The 14,699-nt window shown below is 67.4% G+C and carries 11 protein-coding genes; 9 read left to right on the top strand and 2 right to left on the bottom strand.

The features are described from left to right. The first annotated feature begins 45 nt into the window (after positions 1–45). From KIP89_RS16680 to KIP89_RS16695, 4 genes are all read left to right on the top strand, one after another. Positions 46–345 (top strand): (2Fe-2S)-binding protein, encoded by a 300-nt coding sequence (locus tag KIP89_RS16680; RefSeq protein WP_250152581.1) that lies wholly within the window; start codon positions 46–48, stop codon positions 343–345. A gap of 123 nt (positions 346–468) precedes the next feature. Continuing rightward, a complete protein-coding gene (gene bfr, locus KIP89_RS16685) occupies positions 469–948 on the top strand; it encodes a bacterioferritin (RefSeq protein ID WP_213756722.1) in 480 nt (159 codons plus the stop codon). Positions 949–1,254: 306 nt separating this feature from the next. After that, positions 1,255–2,232, top strand: coding sequence for a Fe(3+) ABC transporter substrate-binding protein (locus KIP89_RS16690; RefSeq protein WP_213756930.1), 978 nt, complete (start codon positions 1,255–1,257; stop codon positions 2,230–2,232). 91 nt (positions 2,233–2,323) lie between these two features. Continuing rightward, positions 2,324–3,985 carry an ABC transporter permease gene (locus tag KIP89_RS16695; RefSeq protein WP_213756723.1) on the top strand — a complete coding sequence of 554 codons (1,662 nt, stop codon included), beginning with the start codon at positions 2,324–2,326 and terminating at the stop codon, positions 3,983–3,985. A 35-nt stretch (positions 3,986–4,020) separates the two neighbouring features. Here KIP89_RS16695 and KIP89_RS16700 read toward each other — a convergent pair whose 3' ends face one another. After that, the gene (locus KIP89_RS16700) at positions 4,021–5,988 is read right to left on the bottom strand and encodes an acetoacetate--CoA ligase (RefSeq protein WP_213756724.1); all 1,968 of its coding nucleotides are present in this window, start codon (positions 5,986–5,988) and stop codon (positions 4,021–4,023) included. A 216-nt stretch (positions 5,989–6,204) separates the two neighbouring features. Between KIP89_RS16700 and KIP89_RS16705 the strand changes: the two genes are divergently transcribed. Then, positions 6,205–8,058, top strand: coding sequence for an AsmA family protein (locus tag KIP89_RS16705; protein ID WP_213756725.1), 1,854 nt, complete (start codon positions 6,205–6,207; stop codon positions 8,056–8,058). A 6-nt stretch (positions 8,059–8,064) separates the two neighbouring features. Here the strand turns inward: KIP89_RS16705 and KIP89_RS16710 are convergent, their stop codons facing one another. Further along, a complete protein-coding gene (locus KIP89_RS16710) occupies positions 8,065–10,833 on the bottom strand; it encodes an ATP-binding protein (protein ID WP_213756726.1) in 2,769 nt (922 codons plus the stop codon). Positions 10,834–11,147: 314 nt separating this feature from the next. Here KIP89_RS16710 and KIP89_RS16715 point away from each other — a divergent pair, with 314 nt between their 5' ends. The 4 genes from KIP89_RS16715 to groL all read left to right on the top strand — a co-directional run bounded on the left by KIP89_RS16715 (position 11,148) and on the right by groL (position 14,544). Further along, positions 11,148–11,558, top strand: coding sequence for a phasin family protein (locus KIP89_RS16715; RefSeq protein WP_213756727.1), 411 nt, complete (start codon positions 11,148–11,150; stop codon positions 11,556–11,558). A gap of 234 nt (positions 11,559–11,792) precedes the next feature. Continuing rightward, on the top strand, positions 11,793–12,284 hold the full coding sequence (locus KIP89_RS16720; RefSeq protein WP_213756728.1) for a phasin: 492 nt from the start codon (positions 11,793–11,795) through the stop codon (positions 12,282–12,284). Between the two features lie 215 nt (positions 12,285–12,499). Next, positions 12,500–12,796 carry a co-chaperone GroES gene (gene groES, locus KIP89_RS16725; RefSeq protein ID WP_213756729.1) on the top strand — a complete coding sequence of 99 codons (297 nt, stop codon included), beginning with the start codon at positions 12,500–12,502 and terminating at the stop codon, positions 12,794–12,796. Between the two features lie 107 nt (positions 12,797–12,903). Beyond that, entirely contained in the window at positions 12,904–14,544 is a 1,641-nt protein-coding gene (groL, locus tag KIP89_RS16730; protein ID WP_213756730.1) for a chaperonin GroEL, read from the top strand. Positions 14,545–14,699: the final 155 nt, after the last annotated feature.

Consider the following 14,699-nt stretch of genomic DNA (forward strand, 5'->3'; position numbering starts at 1 on the left):
TTTAGAATAATTCTAAACAGCCGGTCACTTCGGTCCCGTCCCGCGATGATCGTTTGCTCTTGTAATGTGCTGTCGGACCGCCAGATCCGCGACGCGGTGACGGAAACCCAACCCTCGGTCAAGACCGCGGGGCAGGTCTACCGTTGTCTCGGTTGCAGCGCCCAGTGTGGCCGCTGTGCCCGCACCATCCGCAAGTTGATCGCCGATGTGAATGCCAGCGCCTGCGGCGCCTGCCCGCGCGAGTGCCCGGCCAATCTCCAGACGCCCGGCCACCCCGCGCACAACCATAATCACAACCACGCCCCGCAGGGTCTGCGGACCGTCAATCTCCTCGCCGCGGAGTGAGCGGAGGCGCGGCAGGCTGTTGACCGCGCACTGATTTTGGCTTTTCCCTCTCGATTGTGCCTTGCCCGATTCTTGGAATTATTCTAAAAAATCGGCAGCTTCATCGAAGGAAAGGCCCCGGCCATGAAGGGCGATCCCAAAGTCATCGACTATCTCAACCGCGGCGTCCGCTCGGAGCTGACGGCGATCAACCAGTACTGGCTGCATTTCCGCATGCTGGACAACTGGGGCTACAAGAAGCTGGGCGCCAAGTGGCGGGCAGAGTCCATCGAAGAGATGCACCACGCCGACCGCTTCATCGACCGCATCCTGTTCCTTGAAGGCTTCCCGAACCTGCAGGTCCTCGACCCGCTGCGCATTGGCCAGGACGTCAAGGAAGTGATCGAGTGCGATCTTGCCGCCGAGATCGAGGCGCGCGCGCTCTATCAGGAAGCCGCGACCTATTGCGAGACGGTGCAGGACTATCCGAGTCGCGACCTGTTCAAGGCGCTGATGGCGGACGAGGAAGGCCATATCGACTTCCTTGAGACGCAGCTCGACCTGATCGACAAGCTGGGCCTTGCGCTCTATGCGCAGCGTTATATCGGCGATCTCGAAGACTGATTGTCCCGCATGCTGACGACAAAAGGCCGGTCGCAAGACCGGCCTTTTTCGTTGGGGTCGGCCTTTTCTCCTGCGACGCAGCACGCAGATTAGAGTCGTTACGTTTTAGATTAAATCTAAGGTATTGAAGTAACGTCTCTTTTTGTTGACCGACGCGCCGCTGTCCCGTACCGCCGCACGACGTAACGTCAAATGGGTGGCCCGGCGACGCGGGTGCCCCAGCAGGAGGAGACGGGAATGGCGAAGTTGGCCTGGACCATGGGAACGCGCCGTGGCGCGCTCGGCACCATCCTTGCCGCGAGCCTGATGCTCGCAGCTCCGGCTTCGGCCGAGGAAGTCGTGAACGTCTACACCACCCGCGAAGTCGGGCTGGCCAAGCCGCTGTTCGACGCCTTCGCCGAGAAGACGGGCGTCAAGGTCAATGCCGTGTTCGTCAAGGACGGCCTTGCCGAGCGCGTCAAGGCGGAGGGCGCCGCGTCCCCCGCCGACCTGCTGATGACGGTCGATATCGGCAACCTGATGGATCTCGTCGATCAGGGCGTGACGCAGCCCGTCACCTCGGACGTCCTGACCAAGGCGATCCCGGCCAATCTGCGCGGCACCGATGGCAGCTGGTTCGCGCTCTCGATGCGCGCCCGCGTCGCCTATGCCTCGAAAGACCGGGTGAAGCTCTCCGCCATCACCTATGAGGATTTCGCCGATCCCAAGTGGAAGGGCGAGGTCTGCATCCGTTCCGGCAAGCACCCTTACAATGTGGCGCTGGTCGCCGCCCTCATCGTCCATAATGGTGAGGCGAAGGCCGAGGAATGGCTGAAGGGCGTGAAGGCCAATCTGGCGCGCAAGGCGGCCGGCGGCGACCGTGACGTCGCCCGCGATATCCTCGGCGATCTCTGCGATATCGGCCTCGCCAATTCCTACTATGTGGGCCTGATGCGCTCCGGCAAGGGCGGCCCCGACCAGGAGAAGTGGGCGCAGGCGATCAACGTGATCCTGCCGACCTTCCAGAATGGCGGCACCCATGTGAACATCTCGGGCGCGGCTGTCGCCAAGTCCTCCCCCAACAAGGCGAACGCCGTCAAGCTGCTGGAATATCTCGTCTCCCCGGAAGCGCAGGCCATCTACGCGCAGGCCAATTACGAGTATCCGGTGGTTCCCGGTGCGCCGATCGACCCGATCATCGCCGCCTTCGGCCCGCTCAAGGTCGATCAGGTGGACCTCGTCGCGGTCGCCAAGGCGCGCAAGGCCGCGACCGACCTCATCGACAAGGTCGGGTTCGACAATTGATCGATACGCCTGTCGGGCGTAAGGGCTCCCCCGCATGGCGATGGCCGTGCGGGGGATTTTGCGTTTCGGGTGCTGAAGGCGGGACAGCCGCATGACGATGGCCGTGGCCCAGAGCGGTGCGGGAGTGGATCGAGGCCGGGCGCTGCGCTGGGGCGCGGCTTTGGTCGCGCTCGTCGTGCTGCTGCCGCTGCTGGCCCTGCTGTGGACCGCCGCGCAGGGCTCGGGCGATCTGTGGCCGAATCTGCTGCGTCACGTGCTGCCGCATGCGCTCGGCCAGACGCTGCTGCTGGTGCTGGGCGTCGGGGTGATCGCCGGGATCATCGGCACCGGCACCGCCTGGCTGGTGGCGGTGTGCCGCTTTCCCGGTCGCGGCTTGTTCGAGTGGGCGCTGCTGCTGCCGCTCGCCATTCCCACCTATATCCAGGCCTTCGTCTATGTCGATGCAGTGCATCCGCTCGGGCCGGTGCCGACGCTGATCCGGCAGGTGCTCGGCATCGCCAGCCCGCGCGGCCTGTGGCTGCCGGAGGTGCGCTCGCTGCCGGGCTGCATCGTGCTGCTCGGGCTGGTGCTCTACCCTTACGTCTATCTCACCGCCCGCGCCGCCTTCCTGGTGCAGGGGTCCTCCGTGCTGGAGGCCGCCCGTACGCTGGGCGCCGGGGCGTGGGAGAGCTTCTTCCGCATCGCCCTGCCGCTCGCCCGCCCGGCGCTGGCGGTGGGGGTGACGCTGGCGCTGATGGAGACGGTGAACGATGTCGGCGCCTCCGAATTTCTGGGCGTGCAGACGCTGACGCTCTCCATCTATTCGACCTGGCTCAACCGATCGAGCCTGCCCGGCGCGGCGCAGATCGCCCTGTTCATGCTGGCCATCATGATCGGGCTGGTGGTGCTGGAGCGGTGGGGGCGGCGGCATCTGAGCGTGGCCAATGTCGGGGCCCGCGTGCGCCCGCCCGCACGGCGCCAGCTTACGGCCGGCGCGGCAGTACTCGCCATCATCGGCTGCTTCCTGCCGGTGCTGCTCGGCTTCCTGCTGCCCGCGGGCCATCTCGCGCATATGGCGTGGGCGCGCTGGCAGTTCACCGGCTTTCCGGTGAGCGTCGCGCAGGAGGCGCTGAACACCGCCCTGTTCGCCGCCGCCGGCACCTCCATCGCGCTGGGCGGCGGCCTGCTGGTGGCCCTTGCCGGGCGCACCGGCGCGCTGCGTACCGGTCTTGTCCCGCGCCTTGCCGGGCTCGGCTATGCGGTGCCGGGAACCGTGCTGGCAGTCGGCCTGCTGGTGCCGCTTGCCGCCTTCGACAACCTCGTCGCGGCGGCGAGCAGCCAGATGTTCGGCATGTCGACCGGGCTGCTGCTGTCCGGCTCCGGCGCGGCGCTGGTGATCGCCTATGTGATCCGCTTCCTCGTCATTCCCGTCGGCGGGCTGGAGGCGGGCTTCGGCAAGATCTCGCCGAGCCTCGACATGGCGGCCCGCAGCCTGGGCGAGCGGCCGCGCGGGGTGGTGCGGCGCATCCATCTGCCGCTGCTGCGCCCGGCGCTCGGGACGGCGGCGCTGCTGGTGTTCGTCGACTGCATGAAGGAATTGCCGGCGACGCTGATGCTGCGCCCGCTGAATTTCGAGACGCTGGCGAGCCATGTCTATGCCGAGGCGGCGCGCGGCACCTATGAGGACGGCGCCATCGCCGCCCTGCTGATCGTGCTGGTGGGCCTCGCCCCGGTGATCCTGCTGGCGCGGCTGAGCCGCCCGACGCAGGACTGATGCTCCAGCTCGAGGAGAGCGCGGCGGCGCGGTCTCTAGGCGCCGAGCTGCGGCAGGTTGCGGTAGAGCTCCAGCGACTCCGGGTTGGCCAGCGCCTCGGTGTTCTTCACCGGCCGGCCATGCACCACCTCGCGCACCGCCAGTTCGGTGATCTTGCCGGAGCGGGTGCGGGGAATGTCGGTGACGGCGATGATCTTGGCCGGCACGTGGCGCGGGCTGGCGCCGGTGCGGATCTGCGTGCGGATGCGCTTCTCCAGCGCCTCGTCGAGCACCGCGCCGGCCTTGAGCCGGACGAACAGCACCACGCGCACATCATTGTCCCAGTCCTGACCGATGGCGATCGCCTCGACGATCTCCGGGACCTGCTCGGCCTGGGCGTAGATCTCCGCCGTGCCGATGCGCACGCCCTGCGGGTTCAGCGTCGCGTCCGAGCGGCCATGGATGATGAGACCGCCATGCACGGTCCATTCGGCGAAGTCGCCATGGCACCAGATGTTGGGGAACCGGTCGAAATAGGCGGCGTGGTACTTCGCGCCCTCCGGGTCGTTCCAGAACATCACGGGCATGGACGGGAAGGGGCGGGTGCAGACCAGTTCGCCGCGCTCGCCGGTGACCGGCCGGCCGTCATCCGACCAGACCTCGACCGCCATGCCGAGGCCGGCGCACTGGATTTCGCCGCGATAGACCGGCGCCGTCGGGTCGCCCAGCACGAAGCAGGAGACGATGTCGGTGCCGCCGGAGATGGAGGCGAGGTGCAGGTCCGGCTTGATCGCCTCATAGACATAGGCGAAGTCGGCCGGCGCCAGCGGCGAGCCCGTGGAGGTGAGCGTCTTCAGCGCCGACAGGTCATGCGTGTCGGCCGGCCGCAGCCCCTCCTTGCGCAGCGAGTCGATATACTTCGCCGAGGTGCCGAACAGCGCGAAACGCTCCTTGGCCGCATAGTCGAACAGCACCGAGGGGGAGGGGGCGAAGGGCGAGCCGTCGAACAGGCAGAGGGTGAGCCCGCTGGCGAGGCCGGTCACCAGCCAGTTCCACATCATCCAGCCACAGGTGGTGAAATAGAACAGCCGCTCGCCCGGATGCAGATCGCAGTGCAGCCGGTGCTCCTTGATGTGCTGGAGCAGCGTGCCGCCGGCGCCATGGACAATGCATTTCGGCACGCCCGTGGTGCCGGAGGAAAACAGGATGAAGAGGGGATGATTGAACGGCAGCCGCTCGTAATGCAGCGGGGCGGGGGCGAAGGGCGCGAGGAAGGCGTCGAGGCTGACGCCGTTCGGCAGGCTGGCTGCCACCTCCTCGGCCTCGCCGAGATAGGGCACGATGACGGTCTTCACGGCGGTGGGAAGGTGCGGCACGACGGCTTTCAGCTTGTCGGCGATGCTGACACGCTTGCCGGCGTACCAGTAACCGTCGCAGGCGACATAGACCTTGGGTTCGATCTGGCCGAAGCGGTCGAGAATGCCGCGCTCGCCGAAATCCGGCGAGCAGGATGAGAAGATGGCGCCGAGCGAGGCCGCCGCCAGCATGACGGCGATGGTTTCCGGCAGATTCGGCATGGTGGCCGCCACCCGGTCGCCGACCCCGACCCCCGCGGCGCGCAACGCCTGCTGAAGGCGCGAGACGAGATCGCAGAGTTCGCCGAAGGTCACCTGGCGCTCGACCTTGTCCTCGCCGCGGAAGATGAGGGCGAGGCTCGACAGGTCGCGCGAGCGCAGCAGGTTCTCGGCATAGTTCAGCCGGGCCTCGGGGAAAAAGCGGGCGCCCGGCATCTTCTCGCCGTCGATGAGCGCCACGTCCCCGCGGTCGCCGATCACCTCGCCAAGATCCCAGACCTGTTCCCAGAAGCAATCGGGCCGCAGGATCGACCAGGCATGCAGGTCCCGATAAGTCTTCAGATCCGTGCCGTGCCGCTCATTGGTCGCGCGGATGAAGGCCGTAACGGCCGCTCCGGCGATGCGTTCCGGGCTGGGGGTCCACAACGCTTCCTCGGTCACGACAGCCATGTCATCGGTCTCCCAAACGGTCCGCCCGTCTCACGCGATGCGGTTTCCCGCGCCATTCATAGCTCCAGCCCCGGCGTCTGTCAGGCCATCAAACAGACACAGAGACGCAACATGTTGCGGCGAACTGAGGACGGGTTCCCCATCGCTTGCCCGTGACGCTTGCGCAGCTTGTTCCGCCTGCGCTAGGCCAGAAGCCGGGGGTTTTATCGGCATTTTATGAGAAAACTGGTTCCCATCCTTCTGCTGCCGGTGGTGCTCGTGCTGGTCGGCGCGGCGCTGGCGCCCAAGCTCGCCTCCGAAGCGCGCCTGCGCGCCGAGGCGACGGCTGCGCTGCAGCACGCGGCCGGGCAATCCCCCCGCATCGACGGCGCGGTGAGCTTCTCGATCTTTCCCTGGCCGGCGCTGGAGGTGAGCGACATCAGCTTCGGCGAGGGGCCGGCCAGCCTTGCTGTGCCCCATGCCCGCGTGGTGCTCGACCTTCTGCCGCTGCTCACCGGCCATGCGCGGGCGGACCATATCGAGCTTGAAGGTCCCGAACTCACCCTCACCGAGGGCGAGCTGGACATCGACCCGTTCTCGACCGCCGTGCTCCGTCTGGCCTCCGCCAAATTCAACGCCAAACTGCGCATTACCAATGGCCGGGTGGTTCTGGCCCGCCGCGACACGCGCGAAGTGATCATCCCGGCGGCCGATCTGCGCGTCGGCTGGCGCGGCGGTCGCGACGCCGAGGTCGAAGGGCGGGTGGTCTGGCGCGGCGAGCCGATCGACGTGGATCTCGCGGCGGACACCATCGGCGCGCTGATGACCGGCGGCACCAGCGCGATCCAGATGAAGCTCTCCGGTGCGCCACTCGACATGGCGTTTGACGGCACGGCCAAGCTTGCCGGCGGCCCCGTCGCCAATGGCACGCTGACCCTCGGCTCGCGGCAATTGCGCCAGACGCTTGTCTGGCTCGGGCTGGAGGCGCCGACGTCTCAAGGCTTTGGCAGTTTCTCGTTGCAGGCCCAGTCCGTGGTGTCCGGGCAGGGCGCCTCGCTGTCGGGCGCGCGGCTGGAACTCGATGGCAATGTGAGCGAGGGCGGATTCACGCTGCGTCTCGACGGGCCCCGCCCGGTCGTGCAGGGCTCGCTGGCGACCGAGACCCTCGATCTCAGCCCCTATGGCCAGATCTCGATATCGGATGCGGCGGGCACGGACTGGAGCCATGACACGATCGACCTGTCGCGCCTTTCGCAGTTCGATCTCGATCTGCGCCTGTCCGCCACGCAGGTCCGGCTCGGAACCGGCCGGCTTGAGCGGATGGCGGCGAGCGCCACGCTGAAATCGGGCAAGCTCCTGCTCGCCATCGGCGAGGCGGAGGCGTGGAACGGCATCTTCCGCGCGGCGATGCATGTCGCGCCCGCTCCGGGCGGCGCCGAGGCGCGGCTCGAACTGTCCGCCGACCAGGTCGCGCTCGCGCGGGCGATGGGCGACCTGTTCCGTATGTCGCGGCTGGAGGGCGCCGGCTCCTTCCGTCTCACGGCGGGTGGCACGGGAACAAGCGTGGCGCAGATCATCAGCGCGCTCAACGGGACGTTCAGCCTCTCCGGCGAAAGCGGCGCGCTGGTCGGCTTCGATGTCGGGCGCATCCTCGCCCGGCTGGAACAGCGCCCGCTCTCGGCCACCGGCGACCTTCGCGGCGGACGCACGCCGTTCAGCGAGATCGCCATCGAGAGTACTATTCGCGGCGGCATCGCCACGCTCGGCCGGCTCGATATCGCCAGTGACAAACTGCGAATTTCGCTGGCGGGGGAAAGCTCGATCGCCGAGCGGAGCCTCGATTTCGTCGGCGTGGCCCAGCTTGTCGGCGCCGTCCGCGCCGGGGCCGCGCCGCAGGGAGCGGCTGCCGCGCTGGCCGCTGAAGGCGGCTCGCCCCAGTTGGTCTCTTTCGAACTGCCCTTTATCGTGCGCGGGAGTTGGGAGCAGCCGGTGATCCTGCCGGATCCGCAGGCCCTGATCCGCCGCTCCGGCGCCGCCCGCCCGCTTTTCGCCAAGCCCGCCGCCCTCGGCGTCGCCGGCCCGCTGCCCTGAGCGTCCTTATTCCGCCAGCACGCGCGTCGAGGGGAAGACGATCTCGACGATGGTGCCGACATCGACCGCGCTGCGGATGTTGAAGCTGGCCCGGTTGGCCTCCGCCAGCGCCTTGGTCAGCGGCAGGCCGAGGCCGGTGCCGCCCGAGCCGGCGCGGCCGGAGGTGGCAAGCTGGCGGAACGGCTCCATGGCGACCGAGATGTCCGCCTCCGACATGCCGACGCCGGTATCGCGCACGCGCAGCACCACCTCGCCCTCCTCGGTGAAGGCGGTGGACAGGATCACCTGACCGCCCGGCCGGGTGAACTTGATCGAATTGGAGACGAGGTTCAGCACGATCTGCCGGATCGAGCGCGCATCCGCCACCACCGGCGGCAGCTCGGAGGCGAGCGAGGAGCGGATGATGATGCGCTCGCGATTGGCCTGCGGCTGCATGATGGCCATGCTCTGCTGTACGATCTCGTTCACCGACACGCTGGTGAAGGACAGGTCCAGCTTGCCGGCCTCGATCTTGGAGAGATCGAGCAGGTCGTTGATCAGCGAGATGAGATGGCCGCCCGAGGCGTGGATGTCGCGCAGATAGTCGCGGTAACGCTGGTTCTCGATTGCGCCGAAACGCTCCTCCATCATCACTTCGGAAAAGCCGATGATGGCGTTGAGCGGGGTGCGGATCTCGTGGCTGATCTTGGCGAGGAAGTCGGACTTCGCCATGTTGGCGCGCTCGGCGAGCCGCTTGGCCTCGGTCAGTTCCTCCTCGGCACGCTTCCACTGGGTGATGTCGCGCAGCACGGCGCAGAACTTCGAGGCGTCCTCGCCGACGCGGCCGATCGTCATGAACAGCGGGATCAGCCCGCCCTCGCGCACGCGGCCGATGACCTCGCGGCCGTCATTGAGCACGCTGGCGACGCCATTGGCGGCGAGGCCATCGAGATAATCGACCGCCCCGCGCTGGCTCTCGGGAGCGAATAGCAGGGTGAAATTCTCGCCGGTGACCTCGCGGGCGGAAAAGCCGAACAGGGCTTCCGCCGGGTGGTTCATGCTGAGCACGGTGCCGGCGGCGTCGATCAGCACCACGCCATCCGTCGCGGTGTCGAGGATGGAGCGCAGTTCGCGCGAGACGTTCTCGGCTTCGCGCAGCGCCAGCTCGGCCTGACGCAGCTTCTCGTCGGCAGCGGGATCGAGACGGCGCAGCATGTAGAGCATGGCGGTGCCGCCATCCCAGGGCGCCGACATCAGCCGGGCTTCGACGGCGATGGCTTCGCCCTCGGCGCCGCGCAGGCTCAGGGAGCGGCTGTCCTCATCGTTCGATGAGGCATCCGTCCCGAACAGCGCCGCGAGCCCGCCCGCCGCTTCGAGCGCGGCGAGATCGGCATGGCCGGTCCAGTCGAGCAGCGCCCGGTTGGCATAGAGCAGGCGGTCGCCGCGGAAGGCGACCATGCCGAGCGGCAGCCGGTCGAGCACCGGGCGCTCGCCTTCGACGAGAACGCGCTGCAACCCATCCGGCTCGGGGCGCGGCGGGGGGGCGTCCGTCGGCGCGGGGGCTGCTTGCGAGGCGGGAGAAACGGGTTCAGCCGGCGCGACGATTTCCGACTGAGACGGGATGGAGGGGGTCACCATCGTCGGCTCGGGAAAATCCTCCACGCCTTCAAGGCGGGCCCCGAGGGCGCGGGCGATCTCGCGGAAGGCGTTGCGTTCTCCGGTGGACAGGCCTTCCCACGAGGTGCGGGCGCCGCCGTTCTCCACACCGCTGCGCAGCGGCACGACATTGGGCGACGAGGGCACGATGCTCAGCGTGACACGGACCGGCGCGGCAGCCTCCGCCTCGGCGGGCGGAATTTCAGGGGGCGGCACAAAAGGAGCGGGCGCGTCAGACGATGGCGCAGCCGGGGTGGGCGGCATGTCGCCGGTCCGCTCGATCGGCGCGGAAGACGCCTCTCGCGTCGGGGGCAAGGTAGGCAAAGCCGTGGCGGACGGGGTCGTAGCGATTGGAGCGAAAGAGTGCCGCGCGACGGGGGATGGTGCGGGCGCGCTATAGGGCACGCCGGCCGGCGCGGCGCCACGGCCCTTCACGATGCCATAGCCGCGCATGCCTTCCCCGCGAATGGGCGCGCCGCCGAGTTCAACCACCAGCGCGTCGCCACGGCGGGTCGGCAGCAGCACCGGCAGCCGGGCGAAGCTGCGGCCCTCGACAATGGCGCGGTGCGCCTCGCTGGCGCCGAGCCGGTACCAGTCATGGCCGATGAGGCTGTCCGCCGGCAGGTCGAGTGCCTGCGCCAGCCGGGCATCCACCTGGGTGAGGCGTGCCTGGAGGTCGGTGCGCCAGGTGAAGCGCAGCGGGGCCGGGGCGGCCGGCTCCGACAGGTCCGGGTGCGCGGGGGCTGTCTCGGCGGGATCGTGCAAAGGCTTGCTGCTCAAAGCGGGCGCGCCCGCGTCCACCGACACCATCAGCATGGCGCGGGCCGTGCCGGCGGCCAGCAGCGAGCAGGCCATGGTCGAGGGAACCAGCCGGCCGGGCAGGCGCAGCCGTTCCAGCCGCGACGGGCGGCCCGGACGCAGCGTGGCGGCGACGCGGGCGGCGGCGGCGCGGGTTTCGTCCGGCGGCGTCGACGCGCCGATCAGCGCGCGGCCGGCGGGATTGGCGGCGATCAGCGAGCCGTCGAGGCGCATCAGCAGAGCCGGCGCAGCGGCGGCAAGGCTGGGCGCGGCGAGCGCGCGCAGAGCCTCATCCGCGCCCGTCGCGGCCGAAGGATGTTGCCCGTCCGTCGGAATGCTCATAGCGCCCGAAAACTGCCCCTCTGGGACGTCGAGGAATGCCGGCGCGCGCCATGCGAGCCCCGCTCCTGCCGTCAGAATAGTGCGTGCCGTGGCCCGGCGCCACGATCCCCACCCCCTGTCGTGCCACCTTCGTACTTTCCGGTTAACCGGACGCCACCGATCCCGGTTAACCAGCCGTTGCACCGGATGGGCCCTTCGCGGCCGAATTTTGTTGCAATGGCGGTGCGGAGCAATACTTTAGTCGTAGGCGTCAACGCGAATGGACCAGCCGGCAGTTGCCGGTACGATGACGGGGCAACGCGGAGGAGATTGCCATGGCCAACGGCCCGAAGCTGGAAGTGCCGCCGGAACTGCGCAACATCGCCGAACAAGGGGTCGATCAGGCGCGCGCCGCCATGGACGGCTTCATCAACGCCGCTCACAAGGCGCTCGACGATGCCGGACGTCAGGTCGATGTGGCGCATGACAGTGCGCGCGATCTTGGACGGACCACTCTTCGGTTCGCCGAAGACAATATTGCCGCCGGCTTCGATTTCGCCGCGCGCCTCGCGCGGGCCTCAACGGTCGAGGAATGGTCGCGGCTGCAGGCGGACTATGTGAAGGTTCAGGCCGAACGGCTCACCGCGCAGGCCAAGGAACTGGGCGTGCACATCACGATGCCCGTCGCTCCGGTGCCGCCGGCAGGCAAGCCCGGGCCGAAGCCGCCCGGCTCCAAGGCGAGCTGACCGCCGGCCACCCGGCACCTCTGTCGACCCGCGCCAATCCGCGCGGGGCGTAAAAAAAATCCGCCACTCCCGGTTGATTGTGCGTTGCAATATGATATTGCAGTGCACAATTAATTTCTGTCGACTTGGGTGGGCTCCCTGTAGCCGCGTCTGCCAAGTCGGAGGCGCCGTCGCGCACGCGCGGATGCGACCGTCGCCTTTCTTGTCATGACCCGCGAACGCGAGGAGAAAATCATGGTTGACGCCACCACCGTTCCGCCGTCGCCGAAGAAGACCGCCAAGGCCGCCACCGCTGCCTTCGAATCCGCCATGCCGAAGATGGACCTCACCGCGCTTGAAGTGCCGGCGGTGGTTCGCGAAATGGCGGAAAAGGGCGTCCAGTCCGCCCGCGAGGCGTATGAGAAGATGAAGACCAGCGCCGAAGAGACCACCGATCTCCTTGAAGACACCTACACCACGGCGTCGAAGGGTGTTGCCGAGTACAACGCCGTCGCCCTGGAGTCGCTGCGCACTAATGTGAACGCCGCGTTCGACTATATGGGCGCGCTGCTCGGCACCAAAAGCGTGTCCGAGGCCGTGGAACTCTCCACCGGCCACATGCGCAAGCAGTTCGATGTGCTTTCGGCGCAGGCCAAGGAACTGTCCACCCTCGCCCAGAAGGTGGCCACCGATACCGCCGAGCCGATCAAGGCCTCGGTCGAGAAGACGATCAAGAAGGCCTCCTGATCCGGCCTCACCCTGTTGAACCCGGCCTGTCCCCAGGCCGGGTTTTTCGTTTCTATGGCGCCTGTTCTGCGGTAAATGTTGCCCGCCTCGCGCCTTGACAGCCTCGGATGGCCCCCCTATCTCCGCAGTGGCTTTGGCACTCCCCTATGAAGAGTGCTAAGACCTGTTCACGAGCGCCATGGCGGCGCCAGAGCGGAAGATCCGAGGAGCCCGAAATGGCCAAGCTGAAGTTTCGTCCCCTGCATGATCGTATCGTGGTGAAGCGCCTCGACGCGGAAGAGAAGACCGCAGGCGGCATCATCATCCCCGACAGCGCCAAGGAAAAGCCCTCGCAGGGCGAAGTGATTGCGGTCGGCCCCGGCGCCCGTGACGAGGCCGGCAAGCTGGTCCCGCTCGACGTCAAGGCCGGCGACAAGGTGCTGTTCGGCAAGTGGTCGGGCACGGAAGTGAAGATTGACGGTCAGGACGTCCTGATCATGAAGGAATCCGACGTCATGGGCATCGTCGGCTGAGGCTGACGACCCTCTGACACCGGACCTTTTCTGCCCCCATGTGTTCGTCCCGCCTCCCGGCGGTGATGCCGTGGGGGCCGACCAACCCCCATTCAGGAGTAGGCCTCATGGCTGCCAAAGAAGTAAAATTCGGGAGCGACGCGCGCGACAAGATGCTGCGCGGCGTCGATATCCTCGCTAACGCCGTCAAGGTGACGCTCGGCCCCAAGGGCCGTCACGTCGTCATCGACAAGAGCTTCGGCGCCCCGCGCATCACCAAGGACGGCGTCACCGTCGCCAAGGAGATCGAGCTCGAGGACAAGTTCGAGAACATGGGCGCCCAGATGGTGCGCGAAGTGGCCTCGAAGACCAATGACCTCGCGGGCGACGGCACCACCACCGCGACCGTTCTGGCCCAGTCGATCGTCCGTGAAGGCGCCAAGTTCGTGGCCGCCGGCATGAACCCGATGGACCTGAAGCGCGGCATCGACCTCGCCGTGATCGAGGCCATCAAGGACATCCAGAAGCGCGCCAAGAAGGTGAAGAACACCGACGAAGTGGCGCAGGTCGGCACCATTTCCGCCAATGGCGACGCGACGATCGGCGAGATGATCGCCGGCGCGATGCAGAAGGTCGGCAATGAGGGTGTGATCACCGTCGAGGAAGCCAAGACCGCCGAGACCGAGCTCGACGTCGTCGAAGGCATGCAGTTCGACCGTGGCTACCTGTCCCCCTACTTCGTTACCAATCCCGAGAAGATGACGGTGGATCTCGAAGATCCGTACATGCTCATCTTCGACAAGAAGCTCTCGGGTCTGCAGGCCATCCTGCCGGTTCTCGAAGCCGTGGTGCAGTCGGGCAAGCCGCTCGTCATCATCGCCGAGGACGTCGAGGGCGAGGCCCTGGCCACGCTCGTCGTCAACAAGCTGCGCGGCGGCCTCAAGGTCGCGGCCGTCAAGGCCCCTGGCTTCGGTGATCGCCGCAAGGCCATGCTGGAGGATATCGCCATCCTCTCCGGCGGCCAGGTGATCTCGGAAGAGCTCGGCATCAAGCTGGAGAGCGTCAGCCTCGCCATGCTCGGCCGCGCCAAGAAGGTCGTGATCGAGAAGGAAAAGACCACGATCGTCGACGGCGCTGGCAAGAAGAAGGACATCGAGGGCCGCGTCGCCCAGATCAAGCAGCAGATCGAGGAGACCTCCTCGGACTACGACCGCGAGAAGCTCCAGGAGCGTCTGGCCAAGCTCGCCGGCGGCGTCGCGGTGATCCGCGTCGGCGGCGCGACCGAGGTCGAGGTCAAGGAGAAGAAGGACCGCATCGACGACGCCCTCAACGCCACCCGCGCGGCCGTTGAAGAAGGCATCGTCCCCGGCGGCGGCATCGCCCTGCTGCGCGCCAAGAAGGCGGTCGAGAAGCTGTCCTCCGACAACCCGGACATCACCGCCGGCATCAAGATCGTGCTGCGCGCGCTTGAGGCCCCGATCCGCCAGATCGCCGAGAATTCCGGCGTTGAAGGCTCGATCGTGGTCGGCAAGGTGCAGGAGTCGAAGGACCAGAACTTCGGCTTCAATGCCCAGACCGAGCAGTTCGTCGACATGATCGCCTCCGGCATCGTCGATCCGGCCAAGGTCGTGCGCACCGCGCTGCAGGATGCCGCCTCGATCGCCGGCCTGCTGATCACCACCGAGGCCATGGTCGCCGACCTGCCGAAGCCCGCTTCCTCCGGCCCGGCCATGCCGGGCGGCGGCGGCATGGGCGGCATGGACTTCTGAGGACGTCCTGCTGAGCCGCCCGGCTTTTGTCGCGAAACCAAAGTCGGCAGCAGCCGACTTTGGCGGGCGGCGGCGGCATGGATTTCTGATCCAGCTGTCTCGATCCGCATTCTACGAAAGGGCGTCGCGCGAGCGGCGCCCTTTTTCTGTGCGGT

Origin of the sequence: Ancylobacter radicis (assembly GCF_018449475.1) — a bacterium.
Classification (GTDB): domain Bacteria; phylum Pseudomonadota; class Alphaproteobacteria; order Rhizobiales; family Xanthobacteraceae; genus Ancylobacter; species Ancylobacter radicis.

What these genes read in the sequence shown, in the direction of transcription:
- KIP89_RS16705 (WP_213756725.1), top strand. Translation starts at nt 6,205, where the DNA reads ATGAGAAAACTGGTTCCCATCCTTCTGCTGCCGGTGGTGCTCGTGCTG.
- KIP89_RS16680 (WP_250152581.1), top strand. Translation starts at nt 46, where the DNA reads ATGATCGTTTGCTCTTGTAATGTGCTGTCGGACCGCCAGATCCGCGAC.
- KIP89_RS16690 (WP_213756930.1), top strand. Translation starts at nt 1,255, where the DNA reads ATGCTCGCAGCTCCGGCTTCGGCCGAGGAAGTCGTGAACGTCTACACC.
- groES (WP_213756729.1), top strand. Translation starts at nt 12,500, where the DNA reads ATGGCCAAGCTGAAGTTTCGTCCCCTGCATGATCGTATCGTGGTGAAG.
- KIP89_RS16695 (WP_213756723.1), top strand. Translation starts at nt 2,324, where the DNA reads ATGACGATGGCCGTGGCCCAGAGCGGTGCGGGAGTGGATCGAGGCCGG.
- KIP89_RS16715 (WP_213756727.1), top strand. Translation starts at nt 11,148, where the DNA reads ATGGCCAACGGCCCGAAGCTGGAAGTGCCGCCGGAACTGCGCAACATC.
- groL (WP_213756730.1), top strand. Translation starts at nt 12,904, where the DNA reads ATGGCTGCCAAAGAAGTAAAATTCGGGAGCGACGCGCGCGACAAGATG.
- KIP89_RS16700 (WP_213756724.1), bottom strand. Translation starts at nt 5,988, where the DNA reads ATGGCTGTCGTGACCGAGGAAGCGTTGTGGACCCCCAGCCCGGAACGC.
- bfr (WP_213756722.1), top strand. Translation starts at nt 469, where the DNA reads ATGAAGGGCGATCCCAAAGTCATCGACTATCTCAACCGCGGCGTCCGC.
- KIP89_RS16710 (WP_213756726.1), bottom strand. Translation starts at nt 10,833, where the DNA reads ATGAGCATTCCGACGGACGGGCAACATCCTTCGGCCGCGACGGGCGCG.
- KIP89_RS16720 (WP_213756728.1), top strand. Translation starts at nt 11,793, where the DNA reads ATGGTTGACGCCACCACCGTTCCGCCGTCGCCGAAGAAGACCGCCAAG.